17 protein-coding genes and 2 pseudogenes are annotated in these 19,160 nt (G+C 67.2%); 7 read left to right on the forward strand and 12 right to left on the reverse strand.

The genetic code is table 11. From position 1 onward, the window contains the following. Nucleotides 1-85 precede the first annotated feature (85 nt). The 4 genes and pseudogenes from J2S53_RS04305 to J2S53_RS04320 all read right to left on the reverse strand — a co-directional run. Nucleotides 86-2,875: an ABC transporter substrate-binding protein gene (locus tag J2S53_RS04305; protein WP_456239852.1), complete on the reverse strand. Its 2,790-nt coding sequence runs from the start codon at nucleotides 2,873-2,875 to the stop codon at nucleotides 86-88. A gap of 255 nt (nucleotides 2,876-3,130) precedes the next feature. Further along, nucleotides 3,131-3,223, reverse strand: a pseudogene (locus J2S53_RS04310) (XRE family transcriptional regulator); the annotation flags it as partial. A 316-nt stretch (nucleotides 3,224-3,539) separates the two neighbouring features. Further along, nucleotides 3,540-4,823, reverse strand: a complete 1,284-nt coding sequence (locus tag J2S53_RS04315) for an MFS transporter (RefSeq protein ID WP_456239853.1) — start codon at nucleotides 4,821-4,823, stop codon at nucleotides 3,540-3,542. Nucleotides 4,824-4,891: 68 nt separating this feature from the next. Continuing rightward, a pseudogene (locus J2S53_RS04320) lies at nucleotides 4,892-5,029 on the reverse strand (MBL fold metallo-hydrolase); the annotation flags it as partial. Nucleotides 5,030-5,107: 78 nt separating this feature from the next. On the opposite strand from J2S53_RS04320, the gene J2S53_RS04325 reads away from it, so the two are divergent. The 4 genes from J2S53_RS04325 to J2S53_RS04340 all read left to right on the forward strand — a co-directional run bounded on the left by J2S53_RS04325 (nucleotide 5,108) and on the right by J2S53_RS04340 (nucleotide 9,060). Then, entirely contained in the window at nucleotides 5,108-5,767 is a 660-nt protein-coding gene (locus J2S53_RS04325) for an ArsR/SmtB family transcription factor (protein WP_456239854.1), read from the forward strand. Nucleotides 5,768-5,929: 162 nt separating this feature from the next. Then, nucleotides 5,930-7,219 carry an MFS transporter gene (locus J2S53_RS04330; RefSeq protein WP_456239855.1) on the forward strand — a complete coding sequence of 430 codons (1,290 nt, stop codon included), beginning with the start codon at nucleotides 5,930-5,932 and terminating at the stop codon, nucleotides 7,217-7,219. A gap of 233 nt (nucleotides 7,220-7,452) precedes the next feature. Next, entirely contained in the window at nucleotides 7,453-8,280 is an 828-nt protein-coding gene (locus tag J2S53_RS04335) for an alpha/beta fold hydrolase (protein ID WP_456239856.1), read from the forward strand. A gap of 3 nt (nucleotides 8,281-8,283) precedes the next feature. Then, nucleotides 8,284-9,060, forward strand: coding sequence for a MerR family transcriptional regulator (locus J2S53_RS04340; protein ID WP_456239857.1), 777 nt, complete (start codon nucleotides 8,284-8,286; stop codon nucleotides 9,058-9,060). 90 nt (nucleotides 9,061-9,150) lie between these two features. Here J2S53_RS04340 and J2S53_RS04345 read toward each other — a convergent pair whose 3' ends face one another. The 3 genes from J2S53_RS04345 to J2S53_RS04355 all read right to left on the reverse strand — a co-directional run bounded on the left by J2S53_RS04345 (nucleotide 9,151) and on the right by J2S53_RS04355 (nucleotide 11,884). Continuing rightward, entirely contained in the window at nucleotides 9,151-9,918 is a 768-nt protein-coding gene (locus tag J2S53_RS04345; protein WP_456239858.1) for a dienelactone hydrolase family protein, read from the reverse strand. 170 nt (nucleotides 9,919-10,088) lie between these two features. Continuing rightward, nucleotides 10,089-10,991 (reverse strand): serine hydrolase, encoded by a 903-nt coding sequence (locus tag J2S53_RS04350; protein ID WP_456239859.1) that lies wholly within the window; start codon nucleotides 10,989-10,991, stop codon nucleotides 10,089-10,091. Further along, nucleotides 10,988-11,884: a LysR family transcriptional regulator gene (locus J2S53_RS04355; RefSeq protein WP_456239860.1), complete on the reverse strand. Its 897-nt coding sequence runs from the start codon at nucleotides 11,882-11,884 to the stop codon at nucleotides 10,988-10,990. Before J2S53_RS04355 ends, J2S53_RS04350 begins: the two co-directional genes overlap by 4 nt. 102 nt (nucleotides 11,885-11,986) lie before the next feature. Between J2S53_RS04355 and bla the strand changes: the two genes are divergently transcribed. From bla to J2S53_RS04370, 3 genes are all read left to right on the forward strand, one after another. Further along, nucleotides 11,987-12,898, forward strand: coding sequence for a class A beta-lactamase (bla, locus tag J2S53_RS04360; RefSeq protein WP_456239861.1), 912 nt, complete (start codon nucleotides 11,987-11,989; stop codon nucleotides 12,896-12,898). 99 nt (nucleotides 12,899-12,997) lie between these two features. Further along, nucleotides 12,998-13,333: a tRNA-binding protein gene (locus J2S53_RS04365; protein ID WP_456239862.1), complete on the forward strand. Its 336-nt coding sequence runs from the start codon at nucleotides 12,998-13,000 to the stop codon at nucleotides 13,331-13,333. A gap of 300 nt (nucleotides 13,334-13,633) precedes the next feature. Continuing rightward, entirely contained in the window at nucleotides 13,634-14,602 is a 969-nt protein-coding gene (locus J2S53_RS04370) for a MerR family transcriptional regulator (RefSeq protein WP_456242701.1), read from the forward strand. Here J2S53_RS04370 and J2S53_RS04375 read toward each other — a convergent pair. The 5 genes from J2S53_RS04375 to J2S53_RS04395 all read right to left on the reverse strand — a co-directional run bounded on the left by J2S53_RS04375 (nucleotide 14,599) and on the right by J2S53_RS04395 (nucleotide 19,060). Continuing rightward, a complete protein-coding gene (locus J2S53_RS04375; RefSeq protein WP_456239863.1) occupies nucleotides 14,599-14,799 on the reverse strand; it encodes a ferredoxin in 201 nt (66 codons plus the stop codon). The two genes, J2S53_RS04370 and J2S53_RS04375, sit on opposite strands and share 4 nt — an antisense overlap. Nucleotides 14,800-15,002: 203 nt before the next feature. Next, the gene (locus tag J2S53_RS04380) at nucleotides 15,003-15,656 is read right to left on the reverse strand and encodes a TetR/AcrR family transcriptional regulator (RefSeq protein WP_456239864.1); all 654 of its coding nucleotides are present in this window, start codon (nucleotides 15,654-15,656) and stop codon (nucleotides 15,003-15,005) included. A 96-nt stretch (nucleotides 15,657-15,752) separates the two neighbouring features. Further along, nucleotides 15,753-16,700, reverse strand: coding sequence for an NAD(P)H-dependent flavin oxidoreductase (locus tag J2S53_RS04385; protein ID WP_456242702.1), 948 nt, complete (start codon nucleotides 16,698-16,700; stop codon nucleotides 15,753-15,755). Between the two features lie 558 nt (nucleotides 16,701-17,258). Continuing rightward, the gene (locus tag J2S53_RS04390) at nucleotides 17,259-17,753 is read right to left on the reverse strand and encodes a hypothetical protein (RefSeq protein ID WP_456239865.1); all 495 of its coding nucleotides are present in this window, start codon (nucleotides 17,751-17,753) and stop codon (nucleotides 17,259-17,261) included. A gap of 158 nt (nucleotides 17,754-17,911) precedes the next feature. After that, nucleotides 17,912-19,060 carry a hypothetical protein gene (locus J2S53_RS04395; RefSeq protein WP_456239866.1) on the reverse strand — a complete coding sequence of 383 codons (1,149 nt, stop codon included), beginning with the start codon at nucleotides 19,058-19,060 and terminating at the stop codon, nucleotides 17,912-17,914. Nucleotides 19,061-19,160: the final 100 nt, after the last annotated feature.

The raw sequence follows: 19,160 nt of genomic DNA on the forward strand, positions 1-19,160 counted from the left end.
GGAGGTCGCCGAGTTGACCGCTCACCCGCGCTTGTGACGTTGCCCGACAACCACCGGTCCTCCGGCAGCTCCGCCGGCCGCGGTGCTACTCGATCCGCGGGCATCCGGTCGCGGTGCTGGGATGCCGTCCGTCGTAGACGGTCCCGATGAGGTACGCGCAGGTCGGTGTTCCCGCCGGGCCGCGGAGCTCGCTGATGTTGTCGATGCGCAGGAGGGCGAGACTGCGGTCATCGGCGATTCGGGAACGGCCGAAGTCGATCGTGCCCGTGGCTCCCTCGAACGAGGTGTCACGAAGTTGCTGGGCCACCTCGGCGCGGTGTGGGGTGAGGCCGCTCTTCGTCGGCCCCCGGTCGTGGCGGATGGCGATGACGGTGTTGACGAACAATCCCGCGGCGTCGTACAGGCCGCCGACCCGCTCGCCGGGCCAGGGCATGTTCGGCGCTTCCGTTCGCGGCAGCTGTGCGCGTAGTGTCTCGCGCAGCTTGCGGTAGCCGCTGCAGAACGCGTTGAGCTGTGTTCCTCCCGCGGGTAGTGAGTTGGCACGGCCGGCCACGCAGTCCTCGCCCGCCAGGATCACGGGGCTTCCCATGCCGACGTAGGAGATCGTCACACCGTTGAACTCGGTGGTTTTGCGGCTGCGCTGGTCGGAGACGAACCGCGACACCGCGTCCGAAGCCACGATCATGGGGAGTTCGGCTGAGTCCGGACAGTTGCGGCGGACGGTGCGCAGGAAGTCGCCGAAAGTGTTCTCCCGGCCCGCGTAGAACGCGATCTCCCGGCTGCGGTCGGTGTCCTCGGCGCACAACGGTGCCAACTCGCTGACCGAACGCTGCCACGTGCGCTCTTCCAGCGCGATGTCGATACTGTCGAACTTCTCGGTCAGCGCCGAGACGAGCGTCGCCGCATAGATGTTCCGTCCGCTCGTGGACGGGTGGTACAGGGTGACCTTCGGCGAGTTGAGGTGTGCCGCGTAGTTGACGATCAGCTCGGCCTGTTTCTCGTTTCCCGGCACGAGCTGGAAGTAGAGCGGAGTGAGCTCGGCCAGCTCGGTGCTGGTCAGTGTGGAGCCGAGGACGGGGATGCCGTGCTCGCCGAGGATGCGGATGGCCTGTTCGGTCTCGGTCACGCTGCGGTCCATTCCCACAACGCCGAGGATGGTGGGATCGGATTCGATGAGCGGCACGAGAAGCTCCCGTGTCACCTCGGGCGCACCCCGCATTCCCGTCCCACCGTTGGCGATGATGATCCGAAGCAGCGGCTCCGTCGCGGACCGTTTGTTCTGTTCTCGCTGGCGCAGCAGCAGTCCTTCCAGTTCTTCCGCCACGGCGTGATCGGTGCGGGGACCGAACCGGCTGTTGGTCAACCCCGCGAAATAGATCAGTGTGACGTAAGGCCGATCAGGGTTACCGGCATGCAGCCGTTTCGCCCGTTCGTTCTGCGTGTGTACGGCGGACTGCGCGTAACGCAGCCGCTCGTTGGCACCGAACACCTGTGCGGTGCTGTCGCTGTAGCCGAGACACTGCTCGCCGGCGGCACCCAGCCGACTCACGCGGGTGGCTACCGTTCCTGCCGCCCATCGCTCGAACGCGGCGCAGCTCGATGTCCAGGATTGGCTGACTGTGATGGCGGGCTGGATCAGCCCCGCGGCCAGCAGGACCAGCACGAGCGCCTCGCACACGTACCGTCGTGCCAGCAGCGGAGCACGTCGGGGATGCCAGCTCGCCGCCTCCTGCCAGGCTTGTCGGTCCTCGCCGGTGGTTTCGGGCTCGGGTGTGGCGGGTGGAAGTTCGATGTGCAGGTAGCGCGCGTCGGGAGCGAGTTTCTGCCGCCGGGTGGGCAGCCGTCGCTGCCATTCGGAGAGGGCTTCGTTCGCGTGTACGGCGGCGGTCAGCGAGGGGGTGGGGTCCTGCGGGGCCTGGGGAGGGTCGTCGGTGGCCGCGACGACGAGGAGCGGATCGAGTTTGCCGGTCTCGTTGCGTACTTCGTTGATCAGTCGCAACAATTCCCAGCCACCGTTGGTGTCGCGGACGTTGTCCAGTAGAACCGTGGCGTAGGTGGTACGGCGCCAGCCGGCCCTGTGCGGCAGGATTCGCAATCGTCTGCGCCGGTAGGCGATGCGGAGGTCCTCCAGGAAAGCGTGCAGCAGCAGTTTCTTGATCTGTTCCTGGCTTTCGGAGGCGCGCCGGTCGAGCGTTAGGCGCTCGGCGAAGCCCTGGAGGCCGATGGAGTGCCGCGGCACCATGAACGGCTGACGCATGATCCAGCGTGCTTCGCGGCCGAGGCCCGGGACTCTGCCCGCCAGCCACCGCATCCCGAGGAGTTGGCCGATCCAGAGGAATACGCTCAGCACGAAGCGGGTCAGAGCGTGCGGAACTTCGGAGATGAGCGTGCGCAACCCTCCGGTTCCCGGGCGGCCGCCGGTCCACTCCCGCAGCAGGTGGAGTACGGGTTTGTCGCGTTTTCCCTGTTCCGGCGGCAGGTGTTGCCGTGTCAGCCACTCGATGAGCTTGTAGTTGTCGAATTCGCCGATGCCGCCGGAGGTGAACTCGTCCTTACCGAGTTCCTGCTGGATCGCGTGCAGGAGGGGGAGCAGACGTTGGGTTGGATCGTCGGTGGTGGTGTCGACGACCTCGTCCGCGTCGATGAGGGCGTGGGGAACCTGCGGCAGTGCGGTGTCCAGGGACTCCTTCAGCGTCGGCAGGAAATCCGTGACCGAGTGGTCCCGGTGCAGGCAGACGAGCGGAAGAGGCTGGTCACCACGCCGATCGTGTGGTGACGGCGCGGTGAACAACCGTGGCCGGTGGTACAGGTTCCGGATCAGTGTCAGAAGCGCGTGCAACCCCGTGAAATGCGGGAGGGATCGATCAGACTCCATTGAGCCCCCTCGGATCCGGCTGCGTGAACGTGTCGGGGGATGTTACTCGCCGGAGTCGTCCGCTGTGTCTGATTCGGGAAACCGGACAACCGCACCTTCGTACCCAGTGGACAGTGCAGGGCTAGCGGTCGTCGACCGTGTAGGGGTGCGGATCGTGTTGGTGCGGTTTGGGTCTGGTGACTTCCGCTATGCGCGGATGGTCCAGCTGCCGTGGCAGAACCACTGCCCGTGTGATCCTCGCGTGCGTTGCGCGGCTCAGGTGCTAGCAGGAGCAGGCGGCAGGTGAACGGTCATGATCAGACGGCAGACCTCGGTGCCCGTTCCGAGGTAGGTGTGCGGTGCGTCGCCGCCTGGATCGCATCGGGCCTTGGAACGCCTGACGCCGGGTCTGATGATCGCGGGTTCAGGCAGGCCCCCGCGCGAGTGGATCTCGAGCTTGGCGCAGAAGAACGATGAAGGGGTTGGCAATGATTTCGTCACGGTGACGATGAGTGGAGTGCGGGGACCGGTGAATGCCACGGTCTCGACCTCGAGGGATCGGGAAGGTGTTCACGGGATGCTTGCCATCGAACGACAGACGGCGCTAAGCGCCCACGCTCCTGGTCGGAGACTCTGTCTGTTGGCGTGCTGAAGGCTGTGTGCTGGTTCCGCAGACAAGGCATGATCATCTGCGGGTAGTGTGCTCGTCGACCTGGGAGCAGGCTCGCCGTTGGGTGCGGGGATGGGTTTCGTACATGCGCAGGGCGAGGCCGCAGGCGGAGGCGAGGCTCAGGGAGGCGGCGGCCCAGACAGCAGCGCGTAGGTCGGTGAGGTCGGCGACGATGCCGCCGAGGACAGCACCGGCGGCGTATCCGCTGTCGCGCCAGAGGCGGTAGACGCCGACGGAGCGCGCGCGCCAGCTGGGGTGGGCGACGTCGCCGATGGCGGCCAGCAGTGTGGGGTAGACCATCGCTGTTCCGGTACCGAGCAGCACGGTGGCCAGTGCCCATGTGGGGAAAGTGCCGGCGACGGCGATGAGCGCCAGGGCCGCGGCTTGGGTGAGCATGCCGACGGTGATGAGGCGTTTGCGCCCCCACCGGTCGGACAGCGCTCCCGTGGCGAGTTGGCCCGCTCCCCAGACCGCGGGGTAGAGCGCGACCAGCAGGCCGACCTGGCCGACGGGCAGTCCGGCGCCGGCGAACAGCAGGGGGAACAGGCCCCAGGACAAACCGAAGTTGAGGTTGTTGACCAGGCCGGCCTGGCTGGCCGAGGACAAAGCCGGTTCGGTGAGGGTGGTGCGGGTGAAGACGTGCCGGTTGGTCAGCTCGGTGTGGCCGTCGTCGGAACCGTGGTGGGCGGCTTCGAGGCGGGCGTGCTCGCGGGTTTCGCGGACCACCAGCGTCGACAGGGCGAGGCCGAGCACGACGTAGGCCGCGCCGAGCAGGAACGGTATGGGGCGCAGCCCGAAGTGCTCGGCGAGATAGCCGGCCAGGGCCGAGGTGACCGCGACCGCGCCGTATCCGGCTGCTTCGTTGAAGCCCATCGCCAGTCCACGTTGGCGAGGTCCGACGAGGTCGACTTTCATGATCACAGTGGTTGACCAGGTCAGCCCCTGGTTGATGCCGAGCAGGAGGTTTGCGGCGACGATCCAGCTCCAGTTGGGAGCGAAGATCAGCATCGCTGGCACGGGAATGGCGATCAGCCAGCCGGCGATCAGCACGGGTTTGCGGCCGAAGCGATCCGACCAGGTGCCGGCGAAGTAGTTGGTGGTGGCCTTGCTGAGCCCGAACACGAGCACGTAGCTCAGCAGGAACGTGTAGCCGGTCAGGTGAAACTCCTGCTCGGCCAGCAGCGGCAGCACGGTTTGTTCCTGGCCGACCATGCCGCCGACCAGGGCGTTGACAACGACGAGCAGGCTGAACTGGGCCAGGTTGGCGCGCAGACCCAACCGCAGAGCGGTGGTGCTCATTCCCCTTCCTCCAGGGAACGTCCAGTGGTTGTGGTCCAGTCCTGCGGGCCGCCTTCGAGGACGGCGAGGTCGCGGTGCCCGGCCGCAGAGGCGAGTACCTGGGTGCCTTCGGTGGCCGCCAGCTGGCGCATGCCGGAGACATCGACCAAGTAGGCCGAGTTGCCCAGCCCCTCATCGACCAGCGGAACCAGATCCACCGTGCTCATCGCAACACCTCCCGTCGGAGTGGGCTTTTCCTGACGCAGTCTCCGTTATACGCTATTCCACGGAATATTGGAGGAAAGATGGCTGATCATTATGCCAAGGCAGCGCTGTTCGACCAGTTCGCCCGCGTCGGCAAGGCACTGGGCAGTGGCAAGAGGCTCGAACTGCTCGATCTGCTCGCCCAGGGCGAGCGCACCGTGGAGTCGTTGGCCCGCACGGCCCAGCTGGGCACCACCACCGCCTCGGCGCATTTGCAGACCCTCAAGCAGGCGAACCTGGTCACCACCCGCCGGGAGGGCACCAAGATCTACTATCGGCTGGCCGGCACTGACGTCGCCGCGCTGTACGCGTTGGTACGCAACGTGGCCAGTGCTCACCTGCCCGACGTAGCCACGGCCAGCACCGCCTACCTCGGCCCGGACGATGCCGAGCACGTCAGCCGCGAGGAACTGCTCCGCCGAGCCCAGGACGATAACGTGATCGTGCTCGACGTGCGCCCCCGTGAGGAATACGAGGCCGGACATATCCCCGGCGCGGTCTCGATCCCGCTGGAGGAACTGGCCGGCAAGCTCGACACCATCCCGGCCGACCAGGAGGTCGTCGCCTACTGCCGCGGCCGCTACTGCGTGCTCGCCCACGACGCGGTGCGCTTGCTGACCACCCACGGGCGCACCGCCCACCGCCTGGACGACGGGATCCTCGAATGGCGACTCGCCGACCTGCCCGTGGTCACGACCTGATAAGCACCACACGCCCCGCGTCCGCAGCGCGCCCGCTGACGAGCCGACCCCGCCTGCCGACGGCAAGGCCGCCGAGCGCGACGTCGGTCAACTGGACGCGGAATTGCCACGACGGCCCCCGGCACCGCTGCTTGATCCACCACTTTCCCTGAAGGAACCGTGATGAACACCGCGACCGCGGCCGCACTGCACACTGCCCAACGACGCATCCTGACCGTCCTCGTTGCCGCACAGATCCTCAGCGGGGCCGGGCTGGCCGCCGGCATCACCGTCGGTGCCCTGCTGGCCGAAGACATGCTCGACACCACGGGCCTGTCCGGCCTGCCCAGCGCCCTGTTCACCGCCGGATCGGCCGCAGCGGCCGCGGTGATCGGACGCACCTCCCAAAACCGGGGACGTCGCACGGGCCTCGCGGCCGGATACGCCGTCGGGGCGTTGGGAGCGCTCGGTGTCGTGGTCGCCGCCACCATCGACAACGTCACGCTGCTGTTCATCGCCCTGATCATCTACGGGTCCGGCACCGCCACCAACCTGCAAGCCCGCTACTCCGGCGCCGACCTGGCCACCCCCGGCCACCGTGCTCGCGCGCTGAGCACCGTGCTGGTGGCCACCACCCTCGGCGCCGTCGTCGGCCCCAACCTGGTCACCCCGCTGGGCACGCTGGCCAGATCCTGGAACATCCCGCCGCTGGCCGGACCCTTCCTGCTGGCCGCCGTCGCCTACGGCGCCGCCGCAGTCGTGCTGTGGACGCTGCTGCGCCCCGACCCCCTGCTCACAGCGCGCACCCTGGACGACCCGGACACACCCCGACCCGGGCACAGCCCCGCAGCCCCGAGCTCCTCGGGCGACAACAGGCGCCTCGTGTTGCTCGGGGCCGCGGTCATGGTCCTGGTCCAGCTGGTCATGGTCGCGATCATGACCATGACCCCGATCCACATGCAGCACCACGGACACTCCGTCGGAGCGGCCGGAGCCGTCATCGCGGTGCACATCGCCTCGATGTACCTGCCGTCTCCCCTGAGCGGTTTCCTCGTCGACCGCTACGGCCGAATGCCCATCGCCGGCGCCTCCGGCCTCACTCTGCTGGCGGCGGGCCTAGTGGCCGCCTTCGCCCCACCACAGTCAGTCGTGCTGCTGGCAATCGCGCTCGGACTGCTGGGGCTGGGATGGAGCCTGGGGCTGGTCAGCGGCACCGCGATCATCACCGACAACACCTCACTGGTCACCCGCGCCAAAATCCAAGGCCTGGTCGACGTCACCATCGCCCTCGCCGGAGCAGGCGGCGGACTGGCCTCCGGCATGATCGTGGCCACCGGAAGCTACACCCTGCTGTCCCTGGTCGGAGGGCTTCTCGCCGTGATCCTGCTGCCCCTCCTCGTGCTCGCCACACGAACCAACAGCACCTCGCCCTCCGGCGGTCATCAGCCAGCAGCCCCATCGACCAGCCCATGAGCCACCACTCGATCAGCCATTCTCATCGGCATCCAGGACCGAGGGGCCACGCAGTGGCCGCAGTCCAGCCAGATCCGGCAGGAGGAATGAGTAGCGGCCGAGCATAATGAACAGAATGGCGGTTCACGGCTTAGCGCCGTTGTCGTTCGGATGTTCCTCAAGTCCCGAATCCCTTCTCCAGGGTCGCGGCACGTGTTGAGGTTGACCCAGGGTCAGGGGTCACACTTTTTCGCATGAACCTTTCGAACTCGACCTGTTCGTCCGATTCGAGCTGGACCGGTATGGTGCCGGTCGAAGACACCGCGCTCGCCGTGACCGATACGCGTGGACCCGGCTGTCCCGTGGTCTATCTCAACGGTTGTTATGCCGATCAGTCGCACTGGCGGCGCGTCATCGGTGAACTCGGCAGCGGCTGGCGACACATCACCTATGACGAGCGTGCCCGCGGCAGATCGAAGCGGTCCGCGGACTATTCGTTCGAGGCGTGTGTCCGTGACATCGACGCCGTCCTCAAGGCGAGGAACGTGGACCGGCCGATACTCGTCGGCTGGTCCTACGGGGCCGCGCTCGCCGTGCACTGGGCCAACCGCAACCCGGACCGCGTCCTTGGGGTGGTCCCGGTCGACGGTGCGATGCCGTACGACTGGATCGACGACGCGGCCCGGGAACGGATCCGGACATTGTTCCACCGGTTGAGTTGGATGTTTCCGATCGCCCGTCGGTTGGGCCTGGCGGCACGGTTCTCCGCCGAGCAGCACGCCGAGGTCAACATCGAGATCAACGAGAGCCTCGGCGCCCTCGGTCCCGTGCTGGACGGCCTGGCCTGCCCGGGCCGGTGGGTGATCGCCTCGGGAGGCAATCTCGGTGGCGGAGCCGAGGAGATGGAACGGGCTCGCGCCACTCTCACCCCCGCACTCACCCGCAACCCGCACCTCGAGGTGAGCTCGAAGGTCGCGAGCAATCACTCGAAGATCCTGCGCAAGGATTTCCGGGCCGTCGCCGACGCGGTTCGCGAGATCGCCTCCACCCGCGAAGCCCCACGTGCCCGGGAGGTGACCTGACAGATGGCCTATGGCGTCACGATCGGCCAGGCGGCGACATTCGCAGGCGTCACGGTCAAGACCGTGCGGCACTATCACAAGATCGGCCTGCTCGAGGAGCCACCGCGTGACCGCTCCGGCTACAGGCGGTACAAATCGGACGAGCTGCTGCGGCTGGTTCAGATCCGTACGTTGGCGGCCGCGGGCGTGCCGTTGGCCGAGGTCGGGGCCGTGCTCGACGCGGATGTCGAGCAGTTCGGTGCGGCGATCGCCGATGTGCAGCGGCGCCTGACCGAACAGATCACGGAGCTGATCGCGCGGCGCGAGACGTTGCACCAGCTCGCCGAGGGAGACCGGGCCCTGTTGCCCGACCGTGCTCTCGACCTGCTGCACCGGATGTCCGACCTCGGATTCGAAGCTGACTATGTGACCACCCAGCGGGAAGCCCTGGTGCTGTCCCTGGCGCTGGTACCCGAGGGTTTCGACAGTTTCCTGACTCTGCTCGAACGCCGGCTCGACGACCCCGGCTACGTTAACCTGGCCAAACGCTGCTGGGAGGCCGAGAACTGGCAGCCCGACGACCCCTGTATCGAGGAACTCGCGACCGACGTGGCCGAACACTTTCTCGCCAACCCCACTCTGTTGGGGGATCCCACCGGTCTGCGGACCTGGTCCGACGCTGTTCCGCAATACAGAATGATCAACTACCACCGGCAGGACCGGATGCCGATCTCGGCCCGGTTGACCGCGCTCATCGAGGCCGAACTCCGCTCGGCGGGCGTAGCGGTCCCCCACCAATGAGGAAAGTACAGGGCCGCGCCACGGGACCAACCGACGAACACGGCCCGACATCGGGAATGTGCACCCGCTGCCCATTACGGGCTGCTGACCTTACGAGCCCGGTTTCAACGTACGGCCGAACAGGTCCAGCAACGCCGCCCAGTGCCGTTCGGTGGCCTGCTCGTCGTAGGCGGCGGTGTCGGCCTGGGTGTAGCCGTGTCCGGCACCCGGGTACACCTCGCTGTGGAAGGACACCCCGGCTTCCGCCAGCGCCCGGTCGAGCCGCTCGATCTGCTCGGGCGGCAGGGCGTGGTCCTGGTCGGCGTGGCCGAAGTAGAGCTCCGCGGTGATGTTCCCGGCCAGCAGATGCGGGCTGTCGGGCTCTTCGCTCGCCAGACCACCACCGTGGAAACCGGCCATGGCGGTCACCTGGTCCGGATAGGTCCCGGCCGTGCGCAACGCCAGTACCGCCCCCATGCAGTAGCCGGTGACACCGACCGCTCCCCCGTCGGCCTCCGGCCGTTGTCGCAGCCAGTCCAGGTAGACACCGGCATCACGCATCGCCAGTTCAGGGGTCAGCGCCCGCATCATCGGGCCGATCTCGTCGAAGATCTCGGGACGCCTGCCCGGATCGATGAACTCGGGCAGCTCCACGACCGGGGCACGCCCGTGGCGGTAGAAGACGTTGGGCACCAGCACGGTGTAGCCGGCGGCGGCCAGCCGGTCGGCCATCGCGGTCAGGTGCGGACGTACTCCGAAGGCGTCCATGTACAACAGCACGGCAGGATGCGCGGCCCCGTCGTCGGGATGCGTCAGATAGGCGTCGGCGCCTCCGTCCGGAGTGGGTACGTCCACCATGGTTCCCTGTACGGCAGTCATCAACCCTGTCCTTTCGTCCGAGACGGTGATGGCAACGGTGCGAGGAGCCGGACCCGAACAACCGTTCCGCACCGGTTTTCACACCGTCGCGGCCGTTCAGCCTATCCAGGTCGAGAGCACCGCGCCGTGCCGGTAGCGAGCACACCGCTGTTCTGGCGGGAGTGTTCGGGTCAGCCGCGCCGCAGCTGGTCGCGCAGTGTTCGCGCCACCCATCCCATCAGCGCGTCGGCTTCGGGCTGGTTGGCAGCGGCCACCCGGGATTCGGTCAGCGCGGCGATTCCGAAGGATCGTCCGTCGGCGTGTTCGACCACGCCGATCTCGTGGCGCAGGTTGAGCAGTGTTCCGGTCTTCGACGCCCATGTCGAGGCATCGGAGACGAATTCCGGGGCCAGGCGTTGTCGCAGCAGGTTGTTGGTCATGAGTTCGCGTATCCGCGTGCCGATGCTTCGCGGTATGCCGGAGGGGGTCCACAGTGCCTGTAGCAGGTCGACGAGGGCTCTGGCCGAGCCCGCGTTGGCACGGGTGACGTCGAGTTGGGACACCGGGTGACCGTTCCCGGCGGTACCTGCGGTGATGGCCAGTGTGTGAGCGAGGGAGACCTCGGTGGGATCGAGGCGTTCCGCAGGGGTGTCGGCGAGGTCACTCATCCGGTGGCGTGCGGTGATGCCGTGCAGTTCCCACTGCCGCATCAGCCGTGTGACCTCCTCGGGTGGGGTCAGGTCGAACAGTGCGTCGGCGGCCGTTCCGTCACTGATCGAAGTGCTCAGGTACAGCAGATCGTCGAGCGCCACGCGGGCCGGGTGGTGAAACCGGCTCAGTCCGGTCGGGCCCGGTGTGGTGATGCGGCCTGGTCGCACTTCGACCGTGGTGGAGCCGTCGAGCTCGCCGATGCGGATGCGTTCGAGTGTGGCGGCGGCCAGCGGAATCTTGATCAATGAGGCGATCGGGTACCACACGTCCGGGGCGATGCCGAGTTCGTGACCGGAGTGCAGGTCGCGTACGAGGAATGATCCCCGTAGCCCCCCGTTGTCGAGTTCCGCTCGCAGTCCCCTGGTCAGTGATTCGATGCTCATGCCGTCTCCTGTCCGCCCACTGTGGCTCCGAGTGCTCGCGCGACGACGTGCCGGAGCCGTTCCCGGATGCGTGTGGCGTCGGCGGCGACAACGGCCTCGATGTCGAAACCACGTTCGACCCGCAGCTCACCGAGCGCCCGCCATGTCATTCCGAGTTCACGGGCCTGCGCGGCCGAGCACACCAGCAGGTCCGCCGAGCCCAGCACCTCGGCTGTGGCCGCGGTCAGCGAGTCGGCGACGGTGACCTGGGCGGGCCGCAGTCCGACGGCGTCGCGGGTTCGCACGAGGCGGTCCCGGATGTGCGGAACATCGTCCTCCGGTTGGATCCAGACCCGACGCCGTGGTAACCGGCCGGATCGTCCCACACGCAGGCTTTCCAAGTAGAGCGAACCCGGGGCCAGTGCGGTAGTGCCGGCCAGCCCCAGTGGAACGGTCCACACACCGGTATCGGCGGGCACCGCCGTGACGGCCGCCCGTACCTGGTGCGTGCGAACCAGCTCGGAACGTTCGCCGGGTGGAGCCGGGCGGAACTCGAGGAACAGCTCGTGAGCACGTGCTTCGGAGTCGAGTTCGGCCAGGTCGCGAGTGGTGCAGGTTTCAGGGACGGCGATCCGTAGCGGACGGAACCTGGCGTGGTGGGCGTCCTGCTCCATCGCGTCGGCGAGTCGGACCAGGCGTCGTGCGGAGGGAAGCATGTCCCTGCCGAACGGTGTCAGTACCGCCTTCCTGCTCGAACGGTCGAACAGCAGCTCGCCGAGATGGCCTTCCAGAGCCGAAACCCGACGGCTGGCCACTGACTGGGGGACGCCGGCCAGGGCGGCCCCACGAGTGAAGCTTCCCGCTTCGCTGACTGCCACGAACGCCTTGCAACTGCCCACCAGGTCCACAGCCACAGCTTATACGCATTCGGCATCGAATCATCCGTTCGTGACTTGGACAGGATGAGTCGGGGCCGATGAGACTGCTCGGGACAAGCGACGACGAAAGGAACCGCCTTGTTCGTACGGCGTGCCCGCGGAGCCCTCCTGGCTTCGGCGGCCCTGCTCACCCTGGTCGGCTGCACCGGTGTCGAGGCCGAGCAGTCAGCTCCGCCACAGAATTCGACGACCGTGCCCTCCGCCGCATCGGTCCCCCACGAGGACTTCGAACGACTCGAACGTGAATTCGACGCCGGCCTCGGTGTCTACGCCGTCGACACGGCGACGGGACGGGAACTGTCCTACCGTGCCGATGAGCGCTTCGCCTACGCCTCCACGCACAAGGCGCTGACGGCGGCAGCGGTGCTGCGGCGAACCTCGCTGGAAGGACTGGACAAGCGGATCACCTACGATCGCTCCGATCTCGTGGCGTACTCGCCGGTCACGAAGAAACACGTCGACAGCGGTATGACCCTGCGTTCCGTGCTCGACGCCGCCGTGCGCTACAGCGACAACACCGCCGCGAACCTCATGTTCGACGAGCTCGGCGGCCCCGAGGGGCTCAGCGCGGTGCTGCGCGAGATCGGTGACGCCACCACCCACGTCGACCGGATCGAGCCCGACCTCAACGCGACCGAGCCCGGTGACATCCGAGACACCAGCACTCCGCGCGCACTGGCAACCAGCCTGCGTGCTTTCACCGTCGGAAACGCGTTGCCGAGAGACGAACGCGCCGTGCTCAACAGGATGCTGCGCAACGTCACCACCGGTGACGAGCTCATCCGGTCCGGGGCCCCCGACGGTTGGCGAGTGGGGGACAAAAGCGGCGCCGCCGACTACGGCACCCGCAACGACATCGCCGTGCTGTGGCCACCGGAACGGGCACCCATCGTGCTCGCGGTGCTGTCCGACCGGGACGCCGCCGACGCCGAGTACGACAACGCGCTCATCGCCCGAGCGGCCGAGGTGGCGCTGCGGTCGTTCCGCTGATCGTTCGGACATCGGTGCCAGTGGCACCAGTACACTCCGTTCGGCGAGGACAACGCACTGTCCTCGGAGACGTGACGGGCCGATGTTGACGGGTATGGCATGACGACGATCGAGTGGTCCGATTTCGAACGGGTCGAGCTTCGAGTGGGGACCGTCGTCGCCGCCGAGCCGAATGCGGCAGCACGCAACCCCTGCTACGTGCTCTCGGTCGATCTCGGTGAGCACGGCGTGCGCACGTCCAGCGCCCAGATCACCGATTACTACACGCCCGAGGACCTGCTGGGGCGGCAGGTGCTGTGCGTCTGCAATTTCGAACCCAGACGCGTAGCGGGTGTGAAATCGGAAGTGCTGGTCACCGGTGTTCACGACGACCAAGGGGGTGTCGTGCTCGCCGGCTTCGAGTTCCCCGTCCCGAACGGCCATCGTCTCGTCTGAGGCGGCTCGCGCGGACTTTTCGGCGAGCATGAACCCCGGATCCTGCTGCGTCGACATCACCGACGGCGGTGGAACATTCTTCCCGTTCGTCGGTGATGTCTCCCAGCCGACACGTGGCGGTTCCGTGCGCGCCCGTCGACACGCTGTCCGCGCACAGCGGCGTTCTGAAGCATCCGGGTTCGGGCGAACGGCACGCTCCCAGAGCAGTGCGCGGGCACGGCGTCCGCGATGCCGTGCCCGGTGGTTTCGAGTTGACCTTGCCCTCGGGGGCAGGGTTTAGCGTTCGTGGTGGTGACAGGGATACGGATCGGTGAGGTGGCCCGCAGGGCCGGCGTGACGACCAAAGCGGTGCGCTACTACGAGTCGCTGGGTTTACTCGATCCCGCGCGGCTGGCCAATGGTTATCGGAATTACGGGGAGCACGACGTGCGGCTGGTGCGGCAGATCCGGGAGCTCGGTGAGCTCGGAATCTCCGCAGGACGTAGCCGGCCGTTCCTGGACTGCCTCACGGCCGGTCACGGGCACGCCGACGACTGCCCCGCCTCACTTGCCACCTACCGGGACGCCATCGACGAACTCACGCGGCGTATCGACGAACTGACCAACCGGCGGGCCGCGCTGCGCGAGCAGCTCGCGCGGGCCGCCAACCGGGGCGATGCCGACTCGTCGGCCGACGCGGTTCGGCACGCGGGAACCGGGTGCCCGGCCCCGCCCGATGACTCGCCCACCCCTGACGGTGGCAGCGCCGAGCAGCTGCCCGGCACGCGGATGCCGGATCTACCGTTGCGTGACACCCATGGCGGGACGGTCCGCCTCGACGCACTCGGGGCGGGGCGCACGGTGATCTATGTCTACCCGCTCACCGGCAGCCCGCGGGTCGATCTGCCCGACGGTTGGGACACGATTCCCGGAGCACGCGGCTGCACTGCCGAGGCCTGCGGTTTCCGCGATCACCACCGGGAACTGCTGACAGCGGGCGCGGCAGGGGTGTTCGGCCTGTCCAGCCAGCACTCCGAGTACCAGCGTGAACTGGTCGAGCGATTAGACCTCCCGTTTCCGATGCTGTCCGACCCCACGCACAACCTGGCCCGAGCACTCGGGCTTCCCACGTTCCGGGCGGATGGGCTGCGGCTGTACGAGCGGCTGACCCTGATCGTGCACGAGGGCCTGGTCGAGCACGTCTTCCACCCGATCTCCGCGCCGCGAGAGCACGCCGGGCAGGTGTTGAGTTGGCTCCGGGAGAACACCCTGCCGAGGAACCAGATCTAGTGGTCCTCGACAACCGTGATCGCGGCGGCCGGGCACAGTGTCGCGGCTTCACGCACCCGCGCCCGACGTTCCGGTGCCGGTGACTCCTCGAGCAGGAACGCGACCCCGTCCTCGTCGCGTTGGTCGAAGGTTTCCGGGGAGCTCATGACGCACTGCCCGGCGCCGATGCATTTCTCCTCGTCGATCTCGATTTTCATCGTGCCTCCGTTGGTTCTTCGCCAGTGGGACAGAAAACCGTCTCAATCGTACGCGGCATCATTTCCGAGAAGATCGTCTCAACAGAGGCGTGCACGAAGTGACAGTGAAACTCCGAACGTCACCACCGGCCCTGAGATGGGTCCGAGGGCGACCGACCGCCAGGTCGAGGCCCCGCGCGGGCCGGGCGGCACGGCGCGTGGTGCTACTCGGTCCGATCCGGACGAGTACCACCCCGTGAATCGAGCCGTCGCAGCATCTGCTCGCTGACGCCCACACAGCGAGCGGCTATCCCGACGTAGCGTTCGGCGAGCTCCTCCGGCGATACTGAACCGGCCGGGTCGTACCAGGTCACGATGGCCTGAAACATGCCGAGCAGCGCTCGTGCGGTGTCCGTGACACCAGCGGTGTCGAAAATCCCCCGTTGTGTACCCGTGTGCAGGATCGTGGCGAACAGGGTCTCGATCTCCTTGCGAAGCGCCGCGTAGTGTTCCCGGTTGACGGAGTCGAGGTGCCGCAGCTCGGAGTCCAACGAGGCCCACTGCAATCGATGTGTCATGCACAGCACGAGGCACTCGACCAGATTCGCGAACCGTTCCACGGGGTCCTCGCTGCTTTCGGCGACCGCCTGGTGCGCACGGGTGACCAGTTCCCGGAGGCCGGACTCCAGCAGCGCGGCGAGCATCGCCTGCTTGTTCTCGTAGTGGTAGTACAGCGCGGGTACGGTGACCCCTACCCTGTTGGCGATCATCCGTACGGTCGTTCCGTGGTACCCGTGCTCGTGAAACATCTCCAGGGCGCCACGCAGGATCGGTGACAGTTCCTCACCGGCGAATACGCGCCAATCGGATGTTGACACGTCCGCGGCGGGATCCCGTGAAGCTCGCACGGCAGACATCCCATCACACACGTACCCGCCGACTCCGCCCCTGTGCGGCGAAGCGAGGCGAATCCTTCAGTTCGCGAGCACGTTCAACCGCTCGTCGAGGATCGAGTGCGCCTCGGTGATGATCCTGTCCACCAGCTCCGCGACGGTGGGAACGTCGTTGATCAACCCGAGCACGAGACCGGCGCTCCATATCCCGTGGTCGGGGTCACCGGTCTCGTAGACCTGGCTGCCCCGTGCCCCGGAAACCAGTTCCCTGACGTCTTCGAACGCCCCGCCCGAGTCCAGGATCCGCACGACGTCGCGGCTGACCGCGTTCCGCGCGACACGTGCCGTGTTGCGCAACGGTCGAAAGATCAGCTCGGTGTCCAGTTCGGAAGCTCGCACCATCTGTTCTTTGATCCGTTCGTGAACGGGGGCCTCGCTGGTGCACAGAAATCGGGTTCCCATGTTGATCCCGTCGGCACCGAGAGCCAGCGCGGCGAGCAGACCGCGGGCGTCTCCGAAGCCGCCGGAGGCGATCATCGGAACATCGATCGCGTTCGCCGCCGCCGGGATCAGCACCAAGCCGGGGATGTCGTCCTCACCCGGATGGCCCGCGCACTCGAAACCGTCGATGCTGACCGCGTCCACTCCCACGCGCTGTGCCTTGACGGCGTGTCGAACACTCGTGCACTTGTGCAGTACCCGAACTCCGCCCTCGTGGAAGACCGGCACGTGCTCGGCCGGGTTGGCCCCGGCCGTTTCCACCACCGGCACGCCCGATTCGACGATGGCTTGGCGGTACTCCTCGTACGGTGGTGGGTTGATGGAGGGAAGGATCGTCAGATTCACACCGAACGGTCGATCCGTCATCTCCCGGCACCGAGCGATCTCCTTGACCAGGTCCTCGGGGCTCGGTTGGGTGAGTGCGCTGAGGAATCCCAGCGCTCCGGATTCCGCTGCCGCCGCGACCAGTTCCGCGCGGCCCACCCACTGCATCCCGCCGAGGGTGATCGGGTGCTCGATTCCGAACATGTCACAGAAGCGCGTTCGCACGGCATGTCTCCTGGTGCCTACTCGGCGACGTAGTGGTCTCGGGACGCTCGGGGAAAGCGGAATACGGGTGGCGGAGGTCACCGGTCAGCGCGGTGCCATGCGCAGGGCGCCGTCCAGTCGGCTCGTTTCCCCGTTGAACATGGGGTTTCGACCTGCCACCACTGCTGAACTTCCCTCGATCAGCATCCCGATTCCTCCCGAACGGCCCGGTGGGTGCTTCCTGCGGTCCCCGACGGAGGACCCGCCACGTGTCGAGGTCGTGTCTCGACCGGGCACTCGCGAAGCTTACTTATCGCTCGCTAAGTAATGATCTCACGCTATGGCCCGGAACGGTGGGTGTCAAGAACGTCCAGCCGCGGTTCCCGAGAGGAGCTCGGCCCGGACGCGGCGACGAATGGCCCCGGAACCTGCGTTTCGGAACGTGTCGCCGACGGTGACGAACATCCGCACGCACCACTTGACCAGTTCGTCCTCCGAGAGGCGCAGGTCTCGGCTCTTCCAGGTCGACGACGACTGCGCCAGGTTCCCCGGTCGCTCTTACACCGCGGCGAGGAACCGCTGCTCGTCCCGGTTCGACCGAAGGAGTATCACGTGATCGGGGATGTGCCGGTCGATCTCGGTGAACAGGAGTGGCCGGTGCTGTCGGGGAAAGGACCACAGGTAGTGCAGGAAGTCCCAAGAAACCCGTTCCGGACAGCCGGCGGCCTGCACTGATTTCCCGTGATGCCAGCAGTTTCTTCGCAACACCCGTAGCAGGCACACCCAGCGGGGTCGATCGAGGACGATGACCGTATCGGCCCGACTCAATCGGATGTCGAGCGTGGACCAGTAGTTACCGTCAGCGATCCAGGACTCACCGGCCAGCACCTCTTCCTGCCGCCGGCGCCAGCACTGGCGGTCGGGACGGCGCCAGCCGGGGCGCCAGTAGAACTCGTCGAGGTTGACCACAGCGATCCCCGTACGACGCCCGAGCTCACGGGCGAACGTCGTTTTCCCCGCCCCACTACTCCCGACGACCGCGATCCGGCACATACCTCGACAGGCTAACGCGCTGTCGGCGCCGAACACACCGGCGCACACCACGATCGAGCAGTCCTAACCCGCGGCCCGACGTAGGAACCGGGGAACTTCGCCGCCACGGATGCCGCGCTAACGACCTGTTGATCGGCGGGTGGAATGACCGTGGGCGCTCATGGCGTGTCCCCGGTCGGAGGTGCGCTGTTCTCGTCGGGGTCCGGAGGCTGCTCGACCGGTTCGTGGAGCAGGGACGCGAGCAGACGGTTCCGGAGATGTTCGTCGGTCTCGTGCGGTTCGAGAAGGATCTCGTGCAGGTTCCGTAGTCGCGCCCTGGCCTGGGTCAGTTCACTGGTGACGGTCTCGGCACCTGCTCGGGCGGTGGCGGCGTCGGCAGCGGCGTCGGTGGCTCGCTGGTGGACGTGGGCGAGCTGGGATTCGGCCTGTTCGACGCGGGTCTCGGCGTTGTCCGCGCGGGTCAGGGCCTGGTCGAGGTGGGTTTGGGCCTGTTCGACGCGGGTCTCGGCGGCCTGGGCGGCCGTCTGGGCGGTGTCGCGGGCTTGTCGGAGGTCTGCCTCGGTGGCCTCGTGCGTTCGACGTTCGGTCTCCAGCGTGGACCGCAACGCGTCGCGTTCGGCTTCCAGAGCGGCGATGCGTTCGCGCGCCTGGGTCAGCTCGGCGGTCGCGGTCGCGGCTCGTTCCTCGGCCGTGGTGGCGCGGTCGGTGGCGGCTGTCGCGGTGGCTTCGTGCGCGGCGGCCTGGGTTTCGGCTCGGTGTTGTGCGTCGATGGCGGCGGCTCGTTCCGAACGGGCCTGCTCGGCCTCGGATCGGGCTTGCTCGGCTTCCCCGCGGGCTTCGGTCGCGGCGGTTTCGGCCTCGGATCGGGCTTGCTCGGCGAGTGCTTGGGCCTGTTCGGCCTCGGTACGAGCGTTCTCAGCGAGTCGGGTTGTCTCGTGGGCTTCGGCGGCTTCGGCGCGAGCGCCGGTGGCGGTCGCCGCGGCGGTGGTCAGCTCCTCGGTGACCTGGCCGCGTACTTGTTCCAGGGCAGTGTGCAGCTCGGACAGTGGAGCGGCGAGGGCGTCAGCGGCTCGGGCGAAGTCGCCGGCCGCGCTGTCCAGCGTGGCACCGGGGGTGTCGCCGAAAGCCTCGTGCAGGGCGGATTGGGCGGCGGCGAGTTGTTTGCAGGTCTTTCCGCCGGGCCAGGTGCGGTCCGGGCAGTACTCGGGCGGTCGGCCACCGCGCGGGCCGGCGGGAGGCAGTGGGGCGCGGCAGGCGGCCAGCTTGCACCGGCTCTGCGGGGCCGTGTCGTCGGTGGCGGTTTCCATGACCCATCAGCCTAGTTTTAAGTTATATATATCGCAACCTTGGTTTTGAGTTTAGATATACATAACTACCTTTGCTACGAAAGTGTTGTTTTGTTGCTAA

The organism is Actinopolyspora lacussalsi (genome assembly GCA_030803735.1).
Lineage (GTDB): Bacteria > Actinomycetota > Actinomycetes > Mycobacteriales > Pseudonocardiaceae > Actinopolyspora > Actinopolyspora lacussalsi.

Bases quoted from the DNA above. Each gene is read 5' to 3' on its own strand.
- J2S53_RS04395 (WP_456239866.1), bottom strand. From the start codon at position 19,060: ATGGAAACCGCCACCGACGACACGGCCCCGCAGAGCCGGTGCAAGCTG.
- J2S53_RS04305 (WP_456239852.1), bottom strand. From the start codon at position 2,875: ATGGAGTCTGATCGATCCCTCCCGCATTTCACGGGGTTGCACGCGCTT.
- J2S53_RS04325 (WP_456239854.1), top strand. From the start codon at position 5,108: ATGGCTGATCATTATGCCAAGGCAGCGCTGTTCGACCAGTTCGCCCGC.
- J2S53_RS04340 (WP_456239857.1), top strand. From the start codon at position 8,284: ATGGCCTATGGCGTCACGATCGGCCAGGCGGCGACATTCGCAGGCGTC.
- J2S53_RS04375 (WP_456239863.1), bottom strand. From the start codon at position 14,799: ATGAAAATCGAGATCGACGAGGAGAAATGCATCGGCGCCGGGCAGTGC.
- J2S53_RS04350 (WP_456239859.1), bottom strand. From the start codon at position 10,991: ATGAGCATCGAATCACTGACCAGGGGACTGCGAGCGGAACTCGACAAC.
- J2S53_RS04315 (WP_456239853.1), bottom strand. From the start codon at position 4,823: ATGAGCACCACCGCTCTGCGGTTGGGTCTGCGCGCCAACCTGGCCCAG.
- J2S53_RS04390 (WP_456239865.1), bottom strand. From the start codon at position 17,753: ATGTGCCGGATCGCGGTCGTCGGGAGTAGTGGGGCGGGGAAAACGACG.
- J2S53_RS04345 (WP_456239858.1), bottom strand. From the start codon at position 9,918: ATGACTGCCGTACAGGGAACCATGGTGGACGTACCCACTCCGGACGGA.
- J2S53_RS04385 (WP_456242702.1), bottom strand. From the start codon at position 16,700: ATGTTCGGAATCGAGCACCCGATCACCCTCGGCGGGATGCAGTGGGTG.
- J2S53_RS04365 (WP_456239862.1), top strand. From the start codon at position 12,998: ATGACGACGATCGAGTGGTCCGATTTCGAACGGGTCGAGCTTCGAGTG.
- J2S53_RS04335 (WP_456239856.1), top strand. From the start codon at position 7,453: ATGAACCTTTCGAACTCGACCTGTTCGTCCGATTCGAGCTGGACCGGT.
- J2S53_RS04330 (WP_456239855.1), top strand. From the start codon at position 5,930: ATGAACACCGCGACCGCGGCCGCACTGCACACTGCCCAACGACGCATC.